Origin of the sequence: Brevibacterium sp. 1718, from assembly GCF_051131255.1 — a bacterium.
In the GTDB taxonomy this organism is placed as follows: domain Bacteria; phylum Actinomycetota; class Actinomycetes; order Actinomycetales; family Brevibacteriaceae; genus Brevibacterium; species Brevibacterium sediminis.
Genome location: NZ_CP186550.1, coordinates 1,255,456 through 1,277,065, shown reverse-complemented (window position 1 = coordinate 1,277,065; position 21,610 = coordinate 1,255,456). Strand labels below are relative to the sequence as shown.

Genomic DNA, 21,610 nt, shown 5'->3' with positions numbered 1-21,610 from the left:
CCGGCTCAGCCGTTGATGACCTCGGAGTTCTCCTGTTCCATCTCCAGGGAACGGTCCGCTGCCGCCTGCGCGGCCGCCTCGGCGATATCGAAGATCCCGGAGTCGAGAAACTGCTGGAGACCGGCCAAGGTCGTTCCGCCCTTGCTGCTCACGGCCTGACGTTGAGCGGCGGGATCGGGTTTCTCGGTCAGGAGTCGGCCGGCACCGTCGGCGGTGGCCACGACCATCTGGCGGGCGACGTCCTCGCTGAGACCCTGCTTGACGCCCGCGGCGATCATGGCTTCGGCGAGGAGGAAGAAGTACGCCACTCCGGACCCGGAGATGCCGGTCATGGCCGGGATCTGGGATTCGTCGAGATCGACGACGAGGCCGGCGCCCGACAGCAGGGACTTCAGTGTGTCCACACTGGCGGCGGTCACCTCGGCGGTGGGGGCCAGTGCGATGACGCCGTGGCCGATGGCGCTCGGCGTGTTCGGCATGATCCGCACGATCGGATTCTCGGGGGCGAGCTTCGCAAGGTCGGCCGCGGCGACGCCGGCTGCCATGGACACGAGCACGGAGTCCCGGTCAAGGTCGTCGGCGAGTTCGCGCAGGGTATCGGCCATCATCCACGGCTTCACACCGAGGAAGACGAAATCGGCACCGGACACGGCTTTCCGATTCGCGTCGGCGTCATCCTCCAGCGAGGTGACCGTGGCGGTGGGCAGATCACTGCGGAGCCGCTGCGCCGAGTCGGTCGAGTTCGTCGTCGCGCGGACGGTGATGCTCGCGTCGGCGGTGAGGATTCCCTGGATGAGGGCCGTGCCCATGTTGCCGGTTCCGATGGAGGCGATGGTGGTCAAAGTGCGTCAGCCTTTCGATATCTGATGTGCGGTGGTCGGTGGGTGTCCATGCGCTGAAGCGTGCCGATACGTGACCGAGCGAAGCGAGGCGAAGACGGGCAGGGTGATGTGCGAGGTCGCGGTCGCTCGCAGGGTCAGCTCTCGGCGCCGGCCCTTCCGGACCGCGAGGGCTTGTGCTCGGAGGTGCGGGTGTGGCTGTGGGCGTTGCGTCGTCGAGTATCTGCGTCGAGGCCGAGGTGCTCACGGGCGAAGGCAATGGAGTCGGCGAGCATCTTCTCGCGCGCGGCCTGTCTGCGGACGAATCGGGTGTTGACCTCCACGACGACGTCGCCCTGCCAATTGTGTTTGGCGAGGTACTGCAGGGTCTCGGCGACAGGCATGGTGCCTTCGCCCGGAACGAGATGTTCGTCCTTGAGCGAGCCGGCCCCATCGGTGAGGTGGACGTGACGGAGCTGGTCGAAGATCTCGCCCACCGTCTCCAATGCGTTCATGCCGGCGGTGGAGGCGTGGGAGAAGTCGAAGGTGAGGTCGTCGTAGTCCTCGTCCAGGGGGTTCCAGTCGGGGTAGTAGACCTGGATCTCGCGCAGGCCGGCCCGCCAGGGGTACATGTTTTCCACGGCCAGTCTCACACCGGTCTCCTGGGCGACCTGGCGGACGCCGTCGACGAAGCCGAGGGCGTATTCGCCCTGCCAGCGGAACGGCGGGTGGAGGACGACCGTGTCGGCGCCCACTGCCTTGGCGAGGTTCGCGGTGATCCGCAGCTTCTCCCAATGGTCTTTGTGCAGCACTCGGGGCAGGAACAGCAGGGTCGGGGCGTGCAGGGAGATGACGTCGAGTCCGGTGTCGCCGGCGAGTCCGTTGATGAGGTCGACGTCGCGGGTCTCGGTGTTATGGGTGACCATGATCTCGACGCCGTCGTAGCCGTGTTTGGCTGCCTGGGTGAAGGTCTCTTCGACGGTCATGGGTGAGACGGAGGAGCTGGAGAGGCCGAGCCTGATCCGGTTATCGGAGACGTGATGGGCGTCTTTCTCATAGACGTCGTGTTTGTCGAAGTACTCCTTATGGCGCTTCGAATTCGAGCGCGCAGAATTCTTGGTGGTCAACACCTTCCGCTGGGACTTCGACTTCTTGCTCATCTCTTCCAGTCTAACGCGGCTCCCCCTCCCCAGAACTACCTGACGGCGGCCCAGCAACCTCGCGCGAGGTTGCTGGGCCGCCGTCAGGTAGTAATTCAGGCGTAGAGGGCTTCGGTGTCGTCGTCGACCCATTTCTTCGACTTCTCCACCGCCTTGTTCCAGAGGCGGTAGAGGCGGTCGACCGTCTCGTCGTCCATCGACGGATTCCAGCGCTTGTCCTCGCGCCAGTTGCCCTTCACGTCGTCCTCGCCGTTCCAGAACTTCACGGCGATGCCCGCCGCATAGGCCGCACCCAGCGCCGTGGTCTCGATGACCTCGGGACGGATGACGGGCACGCCGAGGAGGTCGGCCTGGAACTGCATGAGCGTCTCGTTGGCGACCATGCCTCCATCGACCTTGAGCTCGGTGAGTTCGACACCGGAGTCGAGGTTCATCGAGTCGAGGACCTCGCGCGACTGGAAAGCCACGGATTCCAGGGCGGCACGGGCGATGTGGTTCTTGTTCACATACCGGGTCAGACCCACCATCACGCCGCGAGCATCAGACTCCCAGTGCGGGGCGAAGAGTCCGGAGAACGCCGGCACGATATAGCAGCCGCCGTTGTCCTCGACCTGTTTGGCCAGGGTCTCGACCTCGGGGGCGTCCTTGATGATGCCGAAGTTGTCGCGCAGCCACTGCACGAGCGAACCGGTCACCGCCACCGACCCCTCGAGCGCGTAGACGGCATCGTCCTCGCCGATCTTGTACGCGACTGTGGTGAGCAGACCGTTCTTGCTGGCCACCGGCTCATTGCCGGTGTTGATGAGCATGAAGTTGCCGGTGCCGTAGGTGTTCTTCGCCTGCCCCTTCTCGAAACAGGCCTGACCGAACGTCGCAGCCTGCTGATCGCCGAGGATGCCGCAGATCGGGGTGTCGATGATGAGTCCGTTCTTCGCCCCGTAGCCGTAGATCTCCGAGCAGGACTTGATCTCGGGCAGCATCTCGACGGGAATGCCCATATCTGCCGCGATGTCAGGGTTCCAGTCGAGGGTGTCGATGTTCATCAGCATCGTCCGCGAGGCATTCGTCACATCGGTGACGTGGATTCCGCCGTTGACCCCGCCGGTGAGGTTCCAGATCACCCAGGTGTCCATGGTGCCGAAGAGCAGGTCCCCGGCCGCGGCGGTTTCCTTGACCCCGTCGACGTTGTCGAAGATCCATTTGGCCTTCGGGCCGGCGAAGTAGGTCGCCAGGGGCAGACCCACCCGGTCCTTGTACTTATCCGGTCCTTCGTCCCCGGCGAGTTCATCGCAGACCTTCTGGGTGCGTGCGTCCTGCCACACGATGGCGTTGTAGACGGGTTCGCCGGTGTTCTTGTTCCAGATGACGGTGGTCTCACGCTGGTTCGTGATGCCCACGCCTTCGAGCTGGTGGCGGTTGATGTTCGCCCGAGCCAGGGCCTGACCGATCGCCTCGTTGGTGTTCTTGATGATTTCGATCGGGTCATGTTCGACCCAGCCGGCGCGTGGGAAGATCTGCTCGTGCTCGAGCTGGCCGGACGACACGATCTGCCCGTCATGGTTGAAGACGATCGCCCGCGACGAGGTGGTGCCCTGGTCGATGGCGAGGATGAACTTTTCCTGACTCATTCTGACTCCTGTGTCGAAGTGGTTTGTCTGTGAGCGTGCTCAGTTGTCTGTGATCGTACTCAGACGAATGCCTGGGAGGCCAGACCGGCGACGACGCCGCCGACCAGCGGTCCGGCGATCGGCACCCACGAGTACGCCCAGTCGGAGCCGCCTTTGTTCGGGATCGGCAGCAGTGCGTGGACGATGCGCGGACCGAGGTCACGCGCCGGGTTGATGGCGTAGCCGGTGGGCCCGCCCAGCGAAGCGCCGATGACGACGACGAGGAGGCCGACGGCCAAGGGTCCAAGCTCGTGTGGGGTCTTGCCGAAGAGGAGGATGACGAACACGAGGACGAATGTCGCGATCACCTCGGTGACGAAGTTCCAGCCGTAGGAGCGGAGCTCCGGACCGGTGGAGAAGGTGCCGAGGATGTTGCCAGCGTCCTTCTCCTCGTCGTAGTGCTTCTTGTAGACGGCCCACGCGAGGACCGCGCCGAGCATCGCTCCGATCATCTCGGCCGCGAGATAGGCGATGGTGTTGCCGAAAGTCACGGCGATGCCGGGTGCATATTCGTCGGCTCCGCTGGCGAGGATGCCGAAGGTCACGGCGGGGTTGAGGTGTGCGCCGGTCTTATAAGCGACGAAGACACCGGCGAAGACCGCGAGGCCCCAGCCGAAGGAGATCAGCAGCCAGCCTCCGCCGTTGCCTTTGGTCTTGCCGAGGACGACATTGGCGACGACGCCGACGCCGAGCAGCATGAGCATCGCCGTACCGGCGATCTCGAAGAGGAAGATGGTGCCCATATCTCACAAACTCCTATTGTTTGTCTTTCCGGAGGGTGTCCCGGTCGATGGTCGACCCGGAGGGTGCTCCGAGGTCTGTCGATATTCGATTGTCGGTATTCCGTTGTGGTCCCGCACTTCTCTGTGAACGGTTCAGTGGAGAGTCGCACCGACCAGGGCCGCCGCCGAGGCGTCATCGTCGGTGGACTCGGCCGCGACCTGGGCGTCGACGTGGGCGTTGAACGCCTCGACCTCGGCCGTCTGCCGGTCGTCGTCCCACCCGAGGACGGGTGCGACGATGGCCGCGACCGCCTCGGCGGCGTTCTTCCCCCGGTCGCGAGTCTCGTAGTTCAGCCGCATCCGCCGCTCCAGGATGTCGCCGAGGTGGACGGCCCCCTCCGCGGCGGCCGCGTAATGGGCTTCGACGCGCAGGTAGCGTTCGGCGCCGTCCAAAGGCTGACCGAGTTCGGGATCCTCATCGACGAGGTCGAGCAGATCCTCGATGAGGGTGCCATAGCGGCGGATGAGTCGTTTGACGCGGTCCTCGTCCCATCCGAACTTCTCCGCGATTCCGGATTGGCCGCGCCTCAGTGCACCGACGCCCTGGGCACCGAGCAGCGGCACGGATTCGGTGAGTGACCTGCGGTCCTTCGCATCGTCGCCGAGGACGAAATCGACGGCGTCTTCGGCCATCACTCGGTAGGTGGTGAACTTGCCGCCGGCGATCGCGGCGAGGGCCGGCTCGACCTCCATCACGGTGTGTTCGCGGGAGACCTTCGTCGAGGCCTGTCCTTCCTTGACGACCGGCTGGAGCAGCGGACGCAGTCCCGAGTAGACGCCGATGACATCCTCGCGGGTGAGTTTGTCGGCGAGGATGGCGTTGGCATGTTCGAGCAGGTAGTCGATGTCCTGCGAGGTCGCCACCGGTGCGTCGACGTCTTCGTTCCACGGAGTGTCGGTGGTGCCGATGACCCAGTAGCCTTCCCACGGGATGACGAAGAGGACGGACTTCTCCGTCTTCGAGATGATTCCGGTGTTCGGGTCGGCCTTGATCTTGTCCTCGGCCACGGTGATGTGCACGCCCTTCGAGGCGAGCACCTTGAGCCCGGCATCGGCCTTCGCCAGATCCTGCTGCTCTTCGGTCCAGACTCCCCCGGCGAGGATGGTGCGGCGAGCGTGGATGTCGAACTCCTCACCGGTGATCTCGTCCCGGGCGTGGACGCCGGTGACCTGATCGCCGTCGTGGAGGTAGCCGATGACGGAGACGTGGTTGGCGGCAGCGGCTCCGTAGCTCACGGCCGAACGGACCAGGTTCATGACGAAGCGGGCGTCGTCGACCTTCGCGTCATAGTATTCGAGGGCTCCGACGGCGGCGTCGTCGGCCAAGCCCGGGAAGTGGGCGCTCAGTGCCTTCTTCCCGAGGTGGCGGTGCATCGGCACAGCCCGTTTGCGGCCCGGCCGGGTGGCCATCGTGTCGTAGAGGAGCACGCCGGAGCCGATGAAGGCCCGGTCGATGAGGCGGTGCTCGAAGGGGAACACGAAGGCGACAGGTTCGACGAGGTGCGGTGCGGTGTGCTGGAGCAGCAGGTCGCGTTCCTTGAGCGCCTCGGCGACGAGCTTGAAGTCGAGCATCTCGAGGTAGCGCAGTCCGCCGTGCATGAGCTTCGAGGACCGGGACGAGGTGCCCGCGGCCCAGTCCTTGGCATCGACAACGCCGACCTTGAGTCCGCGGGTGGCTGCGTCGAAGGCCGATCCTGCTCCGGTCACTCCCCCGCCGACGACGAAGACGTCGAGCGGGTCGGCCGCGCTCGTCTTCTTCAGAGTCTCCAGCGCCTGGTCGCGGAAGTTCGGGGACAGCTCACCATTTCGCATCAGCAGATTCGTGCTTTCCGTCAGAAGATTCGGGCTTTCACCGATGTCGGCACGGGCAGATCAGTGCGGGTGCCGCCTCGGCGACTAATCAAAAACTAGCAGGCGAACCTGAATTCCGGTAGCAATCCGACAGAAGCGAAAGCGGCTCAACCGTGTCCGGAAACGCCGGCATGCGACCCGCCGAAGACTCAGTCGAGGGCGGCGACGGGCTCGACGCGCATCGCCGATGACTGTTCGGCCGAGTCGAGGAGGTCGAGTTTGCGCATGATGATGCCTTCACGCAGCGCCCATGGGGAGATGTTCATGACGCCGATGTCGAAGATCGTGAAGGCCGCCTCGGCGACGATCGCTCCGGCCAGCACCTGTCCGGCTCGGGCTTCGGAGACGCCGGGCAGGGTCGCACGTTCCGCTGGGGTGCGGGAGGCGAGGGTGTCGATGATGCCTTCGAGGTCGCGGCGGAAGAGCTTCCGCGGAGCATAGATTCCGTCTCCGCTCGGGGCTGCGCCGGCGATGCGGGCCAGCGAGCGGAAGGTCTTCGACGACCCGACGACCTGGTCGGGCACTCCGACCCTGTTGATGTCGCCGGCGATGCGTCCGATCTGCGCCCGGGCATGTTTGCGCAGGCGGTGGATGTCCTCTTCAGTGGGCATCGGGTCCGGGAGGAACTCGGAATAGGTGCGTCCGGCGCCGAGCGGAACCGACACGGCCGCCTGCGGGTATTCGTCCTGACCCGCCGCGATCTCGAGCGAGCCGCCGCCGATGTCGAGCAACAGGATCTTCCCGGCCGACCACCCGAACCAGCGGCGGGCGGCGAGGAAGGTCACGCGGGCCTCGTCCCGACCCGACATCACGTTGAGGGTGACCCCGAGCTGAGCGTTGATCGATTCGATGAGTCCGATCCCGTTCGGAGCTTCCCTGACCGCCGAGGTGGCGAAGGCGAGGATCTGCTCCGCGCCTTGGTCTTCGGCGATCTCGACGGCATCGGCGATGAAGGAGCGCAGCCGTTCCTGCCCTTCGGAGTCGATCGTTCCGTCGTCGCTGAGGAATTCGGCGAGTCTGAGCACCTCCTTGTGCGAGGTGGCCGGCAGGGGCGGTGCTCCGACGTGGGCGTCGACGACCAGGAGGTGGACGCTGTTGGAGCCGATATCGAGGACTGCTAGGCGCATTCGCTCAGTTTATCCTCTCCGCGGGACTCCGTGAGAACGAACCTGGGGACCGTTCTGCCATGCGGATTTGGCGAAGCCGAATTCCGGCGGCTCCTTGGCGAAGAAGGCTTCCTGACCGCGGATGATCTCGTCCCGGAAGGCGTCATCGAGCCACCGAGGCGGCTCCGTGTCCTCCGTCAGTTCACCGTCGAGGATCGCCTTGGCACCGACCTGGCTGAGCCGGGACAGTCCCACGATCCGCTCCCCCAGGGCCTGTGCCGTCTCGAGCGGGGTGTCGGAGACTTCGTGGAAGAACCCGAGTTCGGCCATCTTCTCGAACTTCACGATCGAGGCCGTGATGAGCAGGTACCGTGCCCAGGCGTCGCCGAGGATCTCAGCCAGCCGCTTCGTGGGTCCGGCCGGGTACACGAGTCCGAGTTTGGCTGCGGTGACGCCGAAGATCGTTCCGGGGGCGGCGATGCGGATGTCGCAGGCCGCGGCGATCTCCGTCCCTCCGCCCACGCAGTTGCCGGTGATGGCGGCGATCGTCGGTGTCCGCGAGCTCGCAAGGGCCGCCTCGGCGGTGGAGTTGAGTTCCCAGAAGTCCGCGAGTGCGACGTTGAGGTCGGCGATGTCCGAACCGGCGGAGAAGTGCCCGCCGGCCCCGGTGATCACCAGCGCGCCGATCGAATCGTCGGCATCGACGTTCGCGATGATCTGCGGCAGCGCCCGCCACATGGGCCGGGAGATCGCATTGCGTTTTTCGGTCCGATCAATGACGAGAGTTCCGACCCCACCGGAGACGGTGAAGTCGAAACCCTCGAGATCGACCGGACGGTAGGAGCCGTCTGGTCTCATATGTGTGTTCTGCCTTTCGAGAGGTCAGCCCCGGTTGTCGGGAACCTCGCGCTGGTCCTCACCGTCGTAGGCGCTCAGGGGACGGATGAGGGCGTTGTTCGCCTGCTGCTCGAAGATATGAGCGGTCCAGCCGGTGATGCGGGCCATCACGAAGATCGGGGTGAACTGCTCGGTGTCGAAGCCCATGAGGTGGTAGGCCGGGCCCGAGGGGTAGTCGAGGTTCGGGTAGATGCCCTTGCGCCCGACGAAGTCCTCTTCGAAGGTGTTGTACAGATCCAGCAGATCGTTCGCACCCTTGACGGCGACCATGTCCTCGAAGGCCTTGCGCATGGTGGGAACGCGCGAATCGCCGTTCTTGTACACGCGGTGGCCGAAGCCCATGATCTTCGCCTTCTTCGCCAGTGCCTCGTCGATCCAGGCCGAAGCCTTGTCGGCGGTGCCGACCTCTTCGAGCATCGCCATGACGGCTTCGTTCGCTCCGCCGTGCAGGGGTCCCTTGAGCGCCCCGACGGCACCGGCGACTGCCGAGTACAGGTCCGATGTGGTCGAGGTGATGACTCGACCGGTGAAGGTCGAGGCGTTGAACGAGTGCTCGGCGTATAGGATCATCGACACGTCGAAGCAGCGTACGACCTCCTCGGCAGGAACTTCGTCGAAGACCATCTTGAAGAAGTTCGCGGCGTAGCCGAGGTCCTTCGTCGGGGCGACGGGGTCGAGGCCGTGACGGCGACGGTGGTCGATGGCCACGATCGTCGGCAGCTGGGCGTAGAGACGCTCGGCCTTCGCGAGGTTCGCCTCGGCACCCTCGGTGTCGGCCTCGGGGTCGACGGCGCCCAGGTAGGCCACAGCCGTCTGCACGACGTGCATCGGGTGGCAGTCCTTGGGCAGGCCGAGGATGAGGTCGACGAGCTTGCCATCGATCTCACGCTGGGAGCGTTCGCGTTCCTGGAATTCCGCCAGCTGCGCCTCGGTGGGCAGTTCGCCGTTCCAGATGAGGTAGGCGACGTCCTCGAAGCTGCGCTTGGCGGCGAGCTCCTGCACGGGGTAGCCGCGGTAGGTCAGCGAGTTGGTCTCCTGGACCACTTTGGACACTGCGGTGGTGTCGACCACGACACCGGCGAGGCCCTTCTTGATTTCTTCGGTCACTGGTGACCCTCCTGTGAGAAGTTGAAGACTGCGGCATCGAACTCGTTGTACGCCGCGTAGTCGATCGTGTCATACAGGTCCGCGCGGGTCTGCATGCCCTCGAGCAGGTCCACCTGAGTGCCCTTGTCCCGAATGGTCTGCAGGCCCGATTTGATCGCACCCATGGCGATGCGCAGAGTCGTGACCGGGTAGATCACAAGTTTGACTCCGACATTCGCCAACTGTTCGGTGGTGAACAGTTCGCTCTTTCCGAATTCCGTCATGTTCGCCAGGATCGGCACATCGACGCTGGAGGCGAATCTCTCGAACTCTCCGAGATCTCGCATCGCCTCTGGGAAGATCATGTCCGCTCCCGCATCGGCGTAGGCCTTCGCCCGGTCGATGGCGGCGTCGAGGCCTTCCCCGGCGCGGGAGTCGGTGCGGGCGCAGATGACGAAGTTCTCGTCTCGGCGCCCCTTGACGGCGGCCTTGATGCGCTTGGACATCTCGGCCGCGGTCACGACCTCCTTGCCGTCGAGGTGGCCGCAGCGCTTCGGGTTGACCTGGTCCTCCAGGTGCATGCCCGAGATTCCGGCGTCCTCGAACTCCTGGACGGTGCGGGCCACGTTCATGGCTTCGCCCCATCCGGTGTCGGCGTCGATGAAGGTCGGCAGGTTCGTCACTCGGGCGATATTGCGTCCGTGGTCGGCCACCTCGGTGAGAGTGGTCAGCCCGATATCGGGCAGACCCATGGCCGCGGAGAACGCGCCACCGGAGATGTAGACGCCTTCGAAGCCGGTCTGCTCGATGATCTGAGCGTTGATCGGGTTGATGGCGCCGGGGAACTGAACGATCTCGTCGCCTGCGAGCAGCTCGCGGAACTTGGCGCGGCGCTCGGCGGGGGTTGCCTGTGCGCCGAGCATCAGAAGATGCCCTTCGATCCGCTGTGCTCGAGTCCGTCGACCGTGAAGCTCAGTTCCGCAACGCCCTTGGCGTCGAGGCTCTCGAGGTTCTCGGCGAGATCGAGGAACCGGGTCTGCTCCGAATCGGAGACGATGCCCTCGGCCAGGGTCTTGAACTTCTCGATGTAGTTCGCACGGGCGAAGGGACGAGCACCGAAGGGGTGGGCGTCGGCGACGGCGATCTCGTCGGTCAGCGTCGAGCCGTCCTCGAATTCGATCTCCACGCGTCCGCCGAAGGCCTTCTCGTTCGGGTCGATCGAGTGGTAGCGGCGGGTCCACTCGGGATCCTCGGTGGTCTCGATCTTGTGCCACAGCTCGACGGTGTCGGGACGGCCGGCGCGTTCGGGAGCATACGAGTGCTCGTGGTGCCAGCCCTGGTCCTGCATGGCCACGGCGAAGATGTACATGATCGAGTGATCGAGGGTCTCACGGCTGGCCTTCGGATCCATCTTCTGCGGATCGTTCGCACCGGTGCCGATGACGTTGTGGGTGTGGTGCGAGGTGTGGATGACGATGCGCTTGATCTTCGTCAGGTCCTCGATCTGCCCGCCGAGCTTGCGGGCGAGGTCGATGAGCGCCTGAGCCTGGTACTCGGCCGAGTGCTCCTTGGTGTAGGTGTCGAGGATCGCACGCTTCGATTCGCCCTTGCCCGGCAGCGGGATGGTGTAGCGGGCTTCGGGGCCGGAGAGGATCCAGGCGATGAAGCCGTCCTCACCTTCGTAGATCGGGTTCGGGGCTCCCTCGCCGCGCATCGCACGGTCGACGGATTCGACGGCCATCTTGCCGGCGAACGCCGGAGCGTGGGCCTTCCAGGACGAGATCTCGCCCTTACGCGACTGACGGGTCGCGGTGGTCACATGCAGGGCCTGCTGGACGGCCTGGAAGGTGATCTCGGTGGGCAGGTGGAGCAGGGCGCCGATGCCGGCTGCGGCCGAGGGGCCCAGGTGGGCGACGTGGTCGATCTTGTGCTCGTGCAGGCACATTCCCTTTACGAGGTCGACCTGGATCTCGTAGCCGGTGGCGATGCCGTTGATGAGGTCCTTGCCGCCGATGCCCTTGTGCTGGGCGACTGCGAGCACTGCCGGGATGTTGTCACCGGGGTGTGAGTACTCTGCGGCGAGGAAGGTGTCGTGGAAATCGAGTTCGCGCACGGCCACACCGTTGGCCCAAGCGGCCCATTCCGGTGAGAAGCGGTCGGTCACCGGCAGGCCGAAGATGTTGGCACCGGGATTGAACGGGTGAGCCTGAGCCTGCTCGCGAGCGTGGGTGGGAGCGGAGCGGCGCACGGATGCGGCAGCGACGGAAGCGTTGTCGATGACGCGGTTGATGACCATTTCGGTGACTTCGGAATCGACCGGCGTCGGGTCGGATGCGACCTCGGCGATCTTCCATGCGAGCTGATCTTCGCGAGCCAGGTTCTCTGAGCTCTTGTAGGTGCGGACTTCATGATTGATCATGGATACCCCTTCATAGTCCTTGACCGGAAATGGTCACATAGTGCTGACACAACTGTAGGCCACGTCACTCGACAGGTCCCTGCCGGTCGGAAATTTATCTCGACATCAAGATATTTTACCCGAAGCGTGTCCCAGTTCACCAACGGGGTCCCCATGCTCTTCTGCCGCGAGGGATGGTTGTGGGAATATTGGGTCATGACTCGGACTGCCCTGGACTTCGACGAGAACTGGTTCGACGACGCGGAATACGCGCGCCTGCGCAGACGCATGCCGATCCCCTATGTCAACGCCATCCCAGTGCGGGTGGGCGAGACCGGCAATGTCGAACGCATCGGCCTGCTGCTGCGCAGCCTCGAGGACGGCACCCTCGGACGCGAGGTCGTAGGCGGGCGGATCCGCTTCCACGAGACGATCCGAACCGCATTGGTGCGTCATGCCGAGAACGACCTCGGCCCGATGGCGCTGCCGGTCATTCCGCCTGCGATCAGCCCGTTCCACATCGCCGAGTACTTCCCCACCGAGGGTTCGGCCCTCCTCCACGATCCGCGCCAGCATGCGATCGCCATGTGCTTCATCATGGAGGTCCGCGGCGAATGCACCCCGCGGGCCGATGCCCTCAGCCTCGATTGGCTGACCCCCGAGGAGACCATGCGTCCCGATATCGTCGGCGAGCTCTGCTACGGCCAGGACCATATCCTGCGCATCGCACTGGCCCATCTGGGCTTCCGCGTCTGAGCCGGATGCACGCCCAGGTGAGACGGACCTTCTCGCCCCACGTTTTTTCTACAAGTTGTAGAACCGTCTTGGTAGACTGAAAGCGACGCGGACGATACCGCCAGTCGGGGCCGTCGTCGGCGTCTGGGTTGGACAGGCCCCGATCGAGAGGTGCGAGATGTCTGCTCAAACCAGTTCGTCCGAATCCGGCCTCAACCTCGAACTCGGCGTCCTCGTCGGCTTCGACGGCTCGGAACTCGCCGCCCAAGCCGTCCGCTACGGCGCAGTCGAGGCCGAACGCCGCAGAACCGTTCTCACCGTCGTCACCGCCTATGAGCTGCCGACGATGATCTATCCGAATATGGCCTCCATCCCCAGTGAACCCGAGGATGACAAGGCGAAGAAGGAAGCAGAGAAGACCCTCGCCGAGGCGGTCGAACTTCTGCGCGATTACTCCGGTGAGAAGTCCTTCCGCACGGCACCCGGCAATTCCGCCGGTGCGCTCGTCACGCTCAGCGCCGATGCCGAGGTCGCCATCGTCGGCGCCCGCGGCCGCGGCGGTTTCATGGGTCGAGTCCTCGGATCCGTGTCCACGGCGCTGCCTGCCCACGCTCACTGCCCGACGATCGTCGTTTCCGAACGGTCGGCCTCGGCAACGGCCGGCAACGGCCCAGTCGTCGTCGCGGTCGACGGTTCCGACACCGGTCGGGTCGCCATGTTCACGGCAGCCGCCGAGGCCGCCTTACGCGGCACGGAACTCGAACTCGTCGTGGTGCTGCCGGCCGGTGAGGAATGGCTCTACTGGTACCCCGACCTCGAACTCAGCTCCGAGGTCACCGCGCGTCGACAGAGGCAGCTGACCGAATCACTCGAGAAGGAAGCCGCGACGCTGTCGGAGCAGTTCCCGGATCTGACGGTGACCACCTCGGTGCCGGTCGGCGATCCGACTGAGACTCTTGTCGAGATCAGCTCCCGCGCACAGCTGACGGTGATGGGCACCCGTGGGCGCGGACGGATCCGCAGCGCACTGCTGGGATCCGTCTCGCGCGGAGTCCTCAACCACGCCGAGGGTCCGGTCATGGTGGTTCCGAGCTAATCGACAGCGCCGGGTTGATCAGCACGGCTGTGCCGATCAGCTGAGCCCGGCACCTCGGCGGCGACGGCTCACCACGAGAAGTGTCGCACCGAGTGCCAGCGCTCCCGCGCCGACGGCCAAGGGCAGTGCGAGCCCACCGCCGGTGCGGGGCAGGTCTCCATCCCCACTCGCCGATGCGGTCCCGGATGAATCCGAATCATCGCCCGTTCCTGCGGCGTTCGCCTCGGTCGCATCTGCCTCGGAGCCGGAGTCGGCAGTGCCGGCATCTGCTGTCCCCGAGTCTGTTCCGTTCTCGTCGTCGGTACCGTCAGACCCGACACCACCCGAGGCAGCACCGTCGGAGGCGGCGCTGTCGGAGGCGGTGCCACCCGTACCAGCGTCGTCGCTGGTTCCGGCATCCTCGGCACCTGCGTCCGCGTCGTCGCTGGTTCCGGCATCATCGGCACCTGCGTCCGCGTCGTCGCTCGTTCCTGCACTGTCGGCGTCATCATTCGCACCTGCATCATCAGCACCTGCCGCGGAGTCGGCACCCGCGCTGGCGCCGGAACCGGCGTCTGCACCGGCGTCGTCATCCGGGGCGGGTTCTTCCGCCTCGGCGCGCCTGAGTTCGACATCGTCGATCTGCTCGGCTGCGGCCTGCGCTTCCGCGCGCTCACCATCGGCCGGTGGCCCACCTGCCGGCACCTCATAGGTCGTCGCCCGCAGCGCCTCGTCGCTGACCCGGACCCGCGTGAAGGCGGGCACGTCGTTGTGGACGCTCTTGCCTTCCCAGTCGAGGCCGGGAACGTAGTCATAGAACTTCGACCCTGATGACGAGGTCAGCGTGAGGTAGAGCGTCTGCCCGTCTTCCTTCTCTTCCTCGGCTCCCGCTTCGGAGCCCTCAACAGGCTTGCCTTCGCCGTCCATGAGGAAGGTGCGGTTATAGATGTGGTCGTGGCCGGAGACGACGAGGTCGATGTCATTGCGGGCCGCGACCGGAGGGATCGCCTTCCGCAGCCGTTTGACGTCGAGGTCGTCCCAATGGGTTGCCGTCGAATAGATCGAGTGGTGGAACCCGAGAACAGTCCAGCGTGCCTGGTCTCCGTGCTCGGCGACGACCTCGTCGATGAACTCGGCGTGGGCATCCATGTCCGGGCTGTTCGAGTTGATGTTGAGGAACAGGACCCCGTCCTCGATGAACCAGTAGTCGCCGCCGGAGGTGATGACGCCGCCACCGCCGTGATCCTGGCTGACATTGGGTCGGTTGAAGTGCTGCTCGTAGGCTTTCGAAGACACATCGTGGTTGCCGATCGTCGTCGCCTGCGGGATCGTGCGGGTCGCTTCCGGTGCCAGGTACTGCGCGTACTGCTCCTGGTTGCCGGCGGAGTTGACCTGGTCTCCCAGCGAGTAGAAGAAGCTCGGGTCGTCAGCAGTGGCCGCCGCCGAGGACAGGGTCCGGTCCCAACCGGCAGCGTCGTCTGGATCCCCGCCTCCGGCACCGACCTGGGGGTCGCCGAAGACGAGGAATTCGTCGTCTCCTCCAGCAGACCCTGTGGTGAACTGCTGCACCTCGGTGTACCCGTCCTCTTCGCTGCCGACCTGGTAGGCGTAGTCAATGCCAGGTTTCAGGTCGGTCATGCTCGCATGGTTGAAGTGACGCTTGAGGTCGGCGGCAAGGCCCGAGTCCGTGGTCTCAGCCTTGTCAGCATCGGCGGGGAGCTTTCCGCCAACGAGCTCACTCGCCGGCGCCCACCGGATCTCTCCCCCACCGGCACTCTCACTCATCCACGAGAGGTTGCGCGCCGTGGAGTCGGCCCCGACCTGCAACACGGTATCGGTGATCGCCTCGCTCCCAGCATCCGCCTCGGCGGGCGAATCCGACCGGTCCGGGCTGCGGGTCTGAACAGAGTCGGCATTCGCACCCTGGGTCGCGGTCGGCCCTCCGGAGCCGAGAGATGGTTCGGCACGCACGGGCACCGGGGCCGCCACCAGAGCGGCGAGCAGGGTGGCGGCGGACAGGGCACTGAGCGGTCTCTTAAGTCGATGCGTATTCACCCGCCCATTCCTACTGACCAGTAGTGTCCGATTGTTCGAGGCCCATCGACGGGAATGGGAACGGGAAGTGAATCCTCGATGACCGCCCCCGGCCTCCGCGTCGCCACGGATCCCGGTCGCTGCCCCGCTCCCCTGTTGTACAGTGGTGGCTACGACAGGGGAGCGCCGTCAGGGGCGCTGAGAGTGCAGAAAAAGCTGCAGACCCTCGAACCTGATGCGGTTAGCACCGTCGAAGGAAGTCGAGACTCTTCACCCCTCCTTGAAATGAGGAGGCACAATGCCGAAAACCACCACGCCGAACACCACACCCACCCCTTCACGCGCCTTCACCGCGGCGCCGAAATCCAAACAGTGGCGGGTGGTCGACTATGTCACCACCGCCGTTCTCGGCATCGCCGTGGGACTCGTGTTCTGGGTGTTGGCGCTGAGTTGGAAGGTCCTCGAACTCGCCTTCCAGGCATTCCCGCCGTCGATCGGCCTCATCGCCGGGCTCTGGGTGCTGGCCGGTCCGCTCGCCGGTGCGATCATCCGCAAACCCGGTGCCGCGCTCCTGTGCGAACTCATCGCGGCCATCGTCGAAGCCGTCCTCGGCTCCCACTTCGGAGCAACCGTTCTGCTCTCGGGTCTGCTGCAGGGCCTCGGTGCCGAACTCGTCTTCGCCGCCTTCGGCTACAAGCGCTTCACCCTGTGGGTCACCGCCGCATCGGGCATGCTGGCGGCTGCGTTCATGGCCGTGAGCGAGAACATCATGTACAACGCAGAATGGCAGTTCGGCTTCCAGGCGATTTACGCCGTCTGCGCGATCGTCTCCGGCCTCGTCATCTCCGGGATCGGCGCCTGGTTCGCCTATCGGGCGATCGCGGCCACGGGTGCTCTGAGCTCCTTCGCCTCCGGCCGTCTGCGCTGATGGCGCTGCCGATCACGGCCGCCGGCTTCTCATGGTCGCACACCGACCGTGACCAGCCGGCTGTCGGTCCACTCGACCTTCAGATCGCGGCCGGAGAGAAAGTGCTGCTGCTCGGCGCCTCCGGGGCCGGCAAATCGACGTTCCTCCACGCCGTCGCCGGTGTCCTGCCCGAGGAATCGGGTGAGGCCACCGGTGAACTCCTCGTCGGCGGTGAGAAACCGGATCCCCGCCGAGGCAGCACCGGGCTGGTCCTCCAAGATCCCGATTCTCAGGTGATCTTCTCCCGCATCGGTGATGATGTGGCGTTCGGGATGGAGAACCTCGGACTCCCGTCCGAGACAATCGACGCTCAGGTCCCCGAGTCCCTGCAGGCGCTGGGACTCGATCTGCCGCCGGAGCATCCGAGTGCCGCTCTGTCCGGCGGGCAGAAGCAGCGGCTGGCTCTGGCCGGGATCCATGCGATGGCCCCGGAGGTCATCGTCCTCGACGAACCGACGGCCAATATCGATCCCGCCTCGGCCGCCGAGGTCCGCGATGCCGTGCTCACCGTGCAGGCCGAGACACAGGCGACCATGCTCGTCGTCGAACACCGGGTCGAGCTGTGGATCGATCACGTCGACCGGGTCATCGTGCTCGGCCGCGACGGCATTGCTGCCCAAGGTCCGCCCGCGCAGATCTTCTCCGATCCGGACCTGACCGACACACTCGTCGACTGCGGAATCTGGATGCCGCGGCACTCCCCCGACTCGCGCCGAGGCGGAACCGCAGAAATCAATAGGACGACGGGCCGCCTCGGCGAGGTTCTGCTGCGCACCCATCGGCTCAGCGTTGCTCGACCGCGCATGGCCGCCCCCACCGCGGCCGGCCTGGAGCTGAGCCTGCGTGCCGGTCAGGCGCTCGGAATCGTCGGTGCGAACGGGGCAGGCAAATCGACGACGGCCCTGACCTTGGCGGGTCTGCTGCCCGAATTCTCCGGGCAGGTCCTCGCCGAGGCGGCCCTGCGGGAAGGAGCCAAACGGGCCCGGCCTTTCGCCTGGCCGTCGAAGCAGTTGGCGGCGCGCATCGGCATGGTCTTCCAGGAACCGGCGCACCAGTTCCTCACCTCGAGCGTGGCGACCGAACTCGAGCTTGGCCCCCGACTGGCCGGATGGTCTGCCGCCGAGTCGCAGGCACGGGTGGATGAGCTTCTTGAGGGACTCGGTCTCACCGGGTTGGCGCAGGCTCATCCGCAGAGTCTCTCAGGTGGGGAGAAGCGTCGCCTGTCGGTGGCGGCGATGCTGGCTCCCCGGCCCCGGGTACTCATCGTCGATGAGCCGACCTTCGGTCAGGATGCGCTGACGTGGGCGCGGTTGGTGGAGATGTTCCTCGATGTCTTGGAACACGGTTCCGCGGTGGTCGCGGTTAGCCACGATCAGGCGTTCCTCGAGGCCATAGGGGCCGATCTCCTCCAGCTCGGCGACCGCAGCAGCGCAGAACAAGCCGACATCAGTGGGTCGGATTCGCATGTCAGGGCGGGTGATCGCGGTGAGTGACAGTCTCGATATGAATTCTCGCCCCGCCTCCGAGGTCGCCGCAGAGGATCCGGGGCAGCTCATCCCCGTGGTGCGTTCCACCGCTTTGGCTCGGTGCAATCCGCTGACGAAGATCGCAGTCGCGCTCATCCTCATGGTCGGGGCGCTGCTGAGCATCGATCTCGTCTCTGCCGGAGTGGTGCTGCTGGCAGCATTGCTGGCTCTGCCGGCGACGGGACTCGATCTGATGGCCGCGGCCAAGCGGCTGTGGTTCCTCCCCGCCGGAGCCCTGCTTGCGGCCTGGGGCACAGCGCTGCTGGCGGAGAAGACCGGGGATGTGGTCGTCGACTTCGGTCCGATTCTGTTCACCACGGAGTCACTGGCCGCGGCCGCGGCGATCTTCGTCCGTGCCCTGGCGTTGGCGATCCCACTCATCGTTCTCGCGTCGACGATCGATCCGCGTGACCTCGCCGATGCGCTCATTCAGCGCCTGCGACTGCCGGAGGTCGTCGTGGTCTCGGTTCTCGCGGCCTCACGTCTGCTCGGACTGCTCGTCAGCGAGTGGCAGGTGCTGGCGATGGCCAGGCGGGCCAGAGGCGTCGCGGGCGGTTCGCTTCTGCGGCGCACGGGCAGCCTCTTCAGCGGGGTATTCGTTCTGCTCGTGGTCTCGATTCGCCGGGCAACGACCTTGGCGATGGCGATGGAGGGGAGGGCATTCGGTCGTCCCGGACGCACGTGGCGCAGGCGGTCGAAGTTCGCGGTCCGAGATCTCGTGGCGGTGCTTCTCAGTCTGGCCGTCTGCGCGGTCGCGATCGGTGCAGCTCGCGTGCTCGGAGTCTGGAACCCGATCATCGGCTGAGGCGGATCGGGTGTCTCGGAGCTGCCGTGCTCACAAGAGGTCGGAGCCGTTCCACCGGCGGTCGATCAGAGCTGCCGGACGGTCAGAGCTCAGAGCTGCTTGAGGAAGTCCTTGCCGAAGGCCCGCCATTCCTCCAGGGTTTCGGGGCTGGGAAGCTTCGACGTGGTGAGGACGAAGAGTGTCTTGTCTTCGCTCTTCGTCTCAGCGGCGGCTTCGACCTTGGCGCCGCCCTCGAGGTTGGCTCGCCAGAAGGAGCGCTTCGCTGTCTCCGAGGTGCGGGGATCACCGTCGAGGGCTACCTCGTTGAGGGTGTCGCCGACGAGGGACGCGAATTTTTCGATGAGTGCGGAACGATCGCCGGGAATGGTGCGGGAGACGGTGACGTCGAAGGTGCCGTCGGCGCGCTGGCCGGGGACTCGACGTCCGATCTCCTGCTCGTAGGCGACGACGGCGCCCTGGACCCACCAGCCGTGGTTGTCGACTCTGCCGTCGAATTGGGGATAGAGAGCGTCGGCGAGTTCCTTGTGACTCGCCGACGCTCCCCCGGCCGCCTCCAAGCGAGCACGGGTGTCGGCCCATGGTTCGCCCAGGGCCTTTTCGATCGATGCGATGTTCTGCGCTTTGATCGCCATGGGTCCGAGTGTAGACAGTTCTCCGACCTGCCAACACACCTATTTCGCTGTCAGCCCCCCGTCGATGGTGATTTCCGTGCCCGTGATGAATCGGGAATCGTCGGAGAGGAGGAATGCCACGGTTCCCGAGATCTCGTCGACCTCCGCGCGGCGACCGAACGGGGTGTCATCGGAGACGCCGCCTTCAGGCTCGTCTTCATTCATCTTCGTGGACACCCCGCCGGGACAAATGGCGTTGACCCTGATCCGCCGTTCGGCCAGCTCGAGCGCGGCGACCTTGGTCAACCCGATGATGCCCGCCTTCGTCGAGCAGTACGCCGCGTAGCCCCTGGCGCCGATCGGGCCGAACACAGATGCAACATTGACCACTGACGACCCGACCTCCAGCAGCGGGGACGCCGCCTTCAGTCCGAGGAAGCTGCCGGTGAGGTTGACGGAGACGATTCTGTTCCACACCTCCAGTGACTCCTCGACGATGTCGGCGACGTGGATGATTCCGGCGTTGTTGACTAGTCCGTGCAGACTGCCATGCTCATCGCGCACGAATTCCATCACCGAATCCCAGCTGTCCGGATCGGAGACATCGAGGTGACGATAATCGACACTGTGCCCGAGGTCGGAAAGCTCCTTCGCCGAGGCTGTGCCGTCCTCGTCGAGGACATCGCCGATGACGACAGCCCACCCGGCTGCCGCCAGCCGTTTGGCGTGCGAGAGCCCCTGCCCTCTTGCTCCTCCGGTGATCAGTGCGGTCCTCATGCTCGCGCTCCTGTCGCCGTCGTCGACTTCTCGGCGAAGAGGAGGGCATCGACTGCCGTCTCGACTTCAGAGAGTTCCTTCAGCCATGGTGCACGAACGATATCGATGCCGTGCTCCGGTGGGAATCGCTCCGAGAGGAACCCTGCGACGGAGACCGTCCCTGATTCCTGAATTTGCAACATCTTCGCCACGAGCGCTGCCTGCATTCCGTAGATGGGAATCTGCGGCCCTCGCGGTGCAGTCAGTCCGATGTAGTACAGGTTGTCGAGACCGGCGGGGATGATTCCGGCCGCGTGTTTGACGGGCATCGTCCCGTTCTTCGCAACGAGCCGATCGTCGAGGAACGGAAGGCTCGGATTGAACCCTGTCGCGTAGAGAATCGTGTCATAGTCCCTTTGTGTGCCGTCGTCGAAGGTCACTGTCCGTCCGTCGAACCGTTCGATTGCGGGGCGGACGCTGATCCGCCCGTGATGGATCCAGTAGAGGAGAAGGTCGTTGACCACCGCGTAGCCTTCAGCCAGGGTACGTTCGGCTGGCGCCGGCAGTCCGGGATATTCCGTGTTGTCGCCGAGTGAGACCTTTGCGAGCAGGCGTGCGATGAAGTCCTGTTCCTCGGCGGAGAACTGGTTCATCCACTCAAGCATCTGTCGGGGCCTGCCGAAGTAGGTCTTGGGCTGGAAGAAGACGCCTTTGCGGACCACGATGTCGACCTCGAAGCGATTCTGTGCTGCATCCACTGCAAGATCGCAACCGGAGTTGCCTGCTCCGACGACGAGCACCCGGTCACCGTCGATGTCGCCGGTGTTCGCATACTCGGAGGAATGAATCTGCTTGCCGGTGAATGTCCCGGGCACGTTCGGGATCTTCGCATCACGCAGGTGCCCGTTGGCGACCAGCACCGCGTCGTAGTCGCGTTCGGAAACTGTGCCGTCGCTGCTCCGCGTGCGTACGGTCCATCCTCTTGTGCCGGCCGAGTCCGCTCCGCCAATCGGTTCGACCGCTTCGACTGCGGTGGAGAAGCGGATGTGATCGGTCAGTGCGAACTCTTCAGCGAAGGAGACGATGTAGTCCCTGACCTGGTCTCGGCGCGGAAAATGCGGATAGTCCGCCGGCATCGGGAAGTCTTCGAAGAACGTCTGATCCCGGGCGGTGATGAGGTGGAGCGCATCATAGTCGGTGTTCCAGTGTCCGGCGACGCAGTCGTCCTTCTCGAAGCAGTCCGCGTCGATCCCGGCCTTGCGCAGCTGGGCGAGCGCGGAGAGACCGGCGGCTCCGGCACCGATGACGGCGTACTTCGGTGTGGTCATAGCGGTGG

Annotated in this window: 19 protein-coding genes and 1 riboswitch; of the genes, 5 read left to right on the top strand and 14 right to left on the bottom strand. The window is 65.2% G+C overall.

Annotated elements, in window-relative coordinates; genetic code table 11:
* Positions 1-5 precede the first annotated feature (5 nt).
* The 10 genes from proC to ACOZ9V_RS05490 all read right to left on the bottom strand — a co-directional run bounded on the left by proC (position 6) and on the right by ACOZ9V_RS05490 (position 11,786).
* Positions 6-842 (bottom strand): pyrroline-5-carboxylate reductase, encoded by an 837-nt coding sequence (gene proC / locus ACOZ9V_RS05535; RefSeq protein WP_181271827.1) that lies wholly within the window; start codon positions 840-842, stop codon positions 6-8.
* 134 nt (positions 843-976) lie between these two features.
* On the bottom strand, positions 977-1,978 hold the full coding sequence (locus ACOZ9V_RS05530; protein ID WP_181271828.1) for a sugar phosphate isomerase/epimerase family protein: 1,002 nt from the start codon (positions 1,976-1,978) through the stop codon (positions 977-979).
* A gap of 95 nt (positions 1,979-2,073) precedes the next feature.
* A complete protein-coding gene (gene glpK / locus ACOZ9V_RS05525; RefSeq protein ID WP_181270870.1) occupies positions 2,074-3,606 on the bottom strand; it encodes a glycerol kinase GlpK in 1,533 nt (510 codons plus the stop codon).
* Positions 3,607-3,665: 59 nt separating this feature from the next.
* Positions 3,666-4,388 carry an MIP/aquaporin family protein gene (locus tag ACOZ9V_RS05520; RefSeq protein ID WP_139907252.1) on the bottom strand — a complete coding sequence of 241 codons (723 nt, stop codon included), beginning with the start codon at positions 4,386-4,388 and terminating at the stop codon, positions 3,666-3,668.
* Positions 4,389-4,520: 132 nt separating this feature from the next.
* Entirely contained in the window at positions 4,521-6,239 is a 1,719-nt protein-coding gene (locus ACOZ9V_RS05515; protein ID WP_181270871.1) for a glycerol-3-phosphate dehydrogenase/oxidase, read from the bottom strand.
* Between the two features lie 188 nt (positions 6,240-6,427).
* On the bottom strand, positions 6,428-7,405 hold the full coding sequence (locus ACOZ9V_RS05510; protein ID WP_181270872.1) for a Ppx/GppA phosphatase family protein: 978 nt from the start codon (positions 7,403-7,405) through the stop codon (positions 6,428-6,430).
* Positions 7,406-7,414: 9 nt separating this feature from the next.
* Entirely contained in the window at positions 7,415-8,242 is an 828-nt protein-coding gene (locus tag ACOZ9V_RS05505; RefSeq protein WP_434594320.1) for an enoyl-CoA hydratase/isomerase family protein, read from the bottom strand.
* 24 nt (positions 8,243-8,266) lie between these two features.
* Positions 8,267-9,388, bottom strand: a complete 1,122-nt coding sequence (locus ACOZ9V_RS05500) for a bifunctional 2-methylcitrate synthase/citrate synthase (protein ID WP_139468626.1) — start codon at positions 9,386-9,388, stop codon at positions 8,267-8,269.
* On the bottom strand, positions 9,385-10,290 hold the full coding sequence (gene prpB / locus ACOZ9V_RS05495) for a methylisocitrate lyase (protein ID WP_139468627.1): 906 nt from the start codon (positions 10,288-10,290) through the stop codon (positions 9,385-9,387). Before prpB ends, ACOZ9V_RS05500 begins: the two co-directional genes overlap by 4 nt.
* Complete coding sequence (locus tag ACOZ9V_RS05490) at positions 10,290-11,786, bottom strand: MmgE/PrpD family protein (protein ID WP_139907247.1); 1,497 nt, start codon at positions 11,784-11,786, stop codon at positions 10,290-10,292. Before ACOZ9V_RS05490 ends, prpB begins: the two co-directional genes overlap by 1 nt.
* Before the next feature lie 195 nt (positions 11,787-11,981).
* On the opposite strand from ACOZ9V_RS05490, the gene ACOZ9V_RS05485 reads away from it, so the two are divergent.
* Together ACOZ9V_RS05485 and ACOZ9V_RS05480 are read left to right on the top strand one after the other, a co-directional pair.
* Entirely contained in the window at positions 11,982-12,521 is a 540-nt protein-coding gene (locus ACOZ9V_RS05485; RefSeq protein WP_139468629.1) for a DUF4916 domain-containing protein, read from the top strand.
* A gap of 157 nt (positions 12,522-12,678) precedes the next feature.
* Entirely contained in the window at positions 12,679-13,596 is a 918-nt protein-coding gene (locus tag ACOZ9V_RS05480; protein ID WP_172173753.1) for a universal stress protein, read from the top strand.
* A 36-nt stretch (positions 13,597-13,632) separates the two neighbouring features.
* Here the strand turns inward: ACOZ9V_RS05480 and ACOZ9V_RS05475 are convergent, their stop codons facing one another.
* Positions 13,633-15,630, bottom strand: coding sequence for a metallophosphoesterase (locus tag ACOZ9V_RS05475; RefSeq protein WP_434594314.1), 1,998 nt, complete (start codon positions 15,628-15,630; stop codon positions 13,633-13,635).
* A 146-nt stretch (positions 15,631-15,776) separates the two neighbouring features.
* A riboswitch (TPP riboswitch) is annotated at positions 15,777-15,885 on the top strand.
* Positions 15,886-15,907: 22 nt separating this feature from the next.
* On the opposite strand from ACOZ9V_RS05475, the gene ACOZ9V_RS05470 reads away from it, so the two are divergent.
* From ACOZ9V_RS05470 to ACOZ9V_RS05460, 3 genes are read left to right on the top strand one after another with little or no spacing between them, the layout of a single operon-like run.
* Positions 15,908-16,537, top strand: coding sequence for an ECF transporter S component (locus ACOZ9V_RS05470; RefSeq protein ID WP_039206491.1), 630 nt, complete (start codon positions 15,908-15,910; stop codon positions 16,535-16,537).
* Positions 16,537-18,069: an ABC transporter ATP-binding protein gene (locus ACOZ9V_RS05465; protein WP_181270875.1), complete on the top strand. Its 1,533-nt coding sequence runs from the start codon at positions 16,537-16,539 to the stop codon at positions 18,067-18,069. The genes ACOZ9V_RS05470 and ACOZ9V_RS05465 overlap by 1 nt, the downstream gene beginning before the upstream one ends.
* A gap of 10 nt (positions 18,070-18,079) precedes the next feature.
* Entirely contained in the window at positions 18,080-18,907 is an 828-nt protein-coding gene (locus ACOZ9V_RS05460) for an energy-coupling factor transporter transmembrane component T family protein (RefSeq protein WP_434594310.1), read from the top strand.
* An 89-nt stretch (positions 18,908-18,996) separates the two neighbouring features.
* Here the strand turns inward: ACOZ9V_RS05460 and ACOZ9V_RS05455 are convergent, their stop codons facing one another.
* Genes ACOZ9V_RS05455 through ACOZ9V_RS05445 form a run of 3 tightly spaced genes read right to left on the bottom strand, consistent with a single transcriptional unit; the run spans position 18,997 to position 21,602 of the window.
* The gene (locus ACOZ9V_RS05455) at positions 18,997-19,539 is read right to left on the bottom strand and encodes a hypothetical protein (RefSeq protein ID WP_434594307.1); all 543 of its coding nucleotides are present in this window, start codon (positions 19,537-19,539) and stop codon (positions 18,997-18,999) included.
* A 39-nt stretch (positions 19,540-19,578) separates the two neighbouring features.
* A complete protein-coding gene (locus ACOZ9V_RS05450; RefSeq protein ID WP_172173768.1) occupies positions 19,579-20,295 on the bottom strand; it encodes an SDR family NAD(P)-dependent oxidoreductase in 717 nt (238 codons plus the stop codon).
* Positions 20,292-21,602 carry a flavin-containing monooxygenase gene (locus tag ACOZ9V_RS05445; protein WP_181270879.1) on the bottom strand — a complete coding sequence of 437 codons (1,311 nt, stop codon included), beginning with the start codon at positions 21,600-21,602 and terminating at the stop codon, positions 20,292-20,294. The genes ACOZ9V_RS05450 and ACOZ9V_RS05445 overlap by 4 nt, the downstream gene beginning before the upstream one ends.
* Positions 21,603-21,610: the final 8 nt, after the last annotated feature.

Coding starts and splice junctions, on each gene's coding strand:
- ACOZ9V_RS05530 (WP_181271828.1), bottom strand. CDS start 1,978: ATGAGCAAGAAGTCGAAGTCCCAGCGGAAGGTGTTGACCACCAAGAAT.
- glpK (WP_181270870.1), bottom strand. CDS start 3,606: ATGAGTCAGGAAAAGTTCATCCTCGCCATCGACCAGGGCACCACCTCG.
- ACOZ9V_RS05520 (WP_139907252.1), bottom strand. CDS start 4,388: ATGGGCACCATCTTCCTCTTCGAGATCGCCGGTACGGCGATGCTCATG.
- ACOZ9V_RS05515 (WP_181270871.1), bottom strand. CDS start 6,239: ATGCGAAATGGTGAGCTGTCCCCGAACTTCCGCGACCAGGCGCTGGAG.
- ACOZ9V_RS05510 (WP_181270872.1), bottom strand. CDS start 7,405: ATGCGCCTAGCAGTCCTCGATATCGGCTCCAACAGCGTCCACCTCCTG.
- ACOZ9V_RS05505 (WP_434594320.1), bottom strand. CDS start 8,242: ATGAGACCAGACGGCTCCTACCGTCCGGTCGATCTCGAGGGTTTCGAC.
- prpB (WP_139468627.1), bottom strand. CDS start 10,290: ATGCTCGGCGCACAGGCAACCCCCGCCGAGCGCCGCGCCAAGTTCCGC.
- ACOZ9V_RS05490 (WP_139907247.1), bottom strand. CDS start 11,786: ATGATCAATCATGAAGTCCGCACCTACAAGAGCTCAGAGAACCTGGCT.
- ACOZ9V_RS05485 (WP_139468629.1), top strand. CDS start 11,982: ATGACTCGGACTGCCCTGGACTTCGACGAGAACTGGTTCGACGACGCG.
- ACOZ9V_RS05480 (WP_172173753.1), top strand. CDS start 12,679: ATGTCTGCTCAAACCAGTTCGTCCGAATCCGGCCTCAACCTCGAACTC.
- ACOZ9V_RS05470 (WP_039206491.1), top strand. CDS start 15,908: ATGCCGAAAACCACCACGCCGAACACCACACCCACCCCTTCACGCGCC.
- ACOZ9V_RS05465 (WP_181270875.1), top strand. CDS start 16,537: ATGGCGCTGCCGATCACGGCCGCCGGCTTCTCATGGTCGCACACCGAC.
- ACOZ9V_RS05460 (WP_434594310.1), top strand. CDS start 18,080: ATGAATTCTCGCCCCGCCTCCGAGGTCGCCGCAGAGGATCCGGGGCAG.
- ACOZ9V_RS05455 (WP_434594307.1), bottom strand. CDS start 19,539: ATGGCGATCAAAGCGCAGAACATCGCATCGATCGAAAAGGCCCTGGGC.
- ACOZ9V_RS05450 (WP_172173768.1), bottom strand. CDS start 20,295: ATGAGGACCGCACTGATCACCGGAGGAGCAAGAGGGCAGGGGCTCTCG.
- ACOZ9V_RS05445 (WP_181270879.1), bottom strand. CDS start 21,602: ATGACCACACCGAAGTACGCCGTCATCGGTGCCGGAGCCGCCGGTCTC.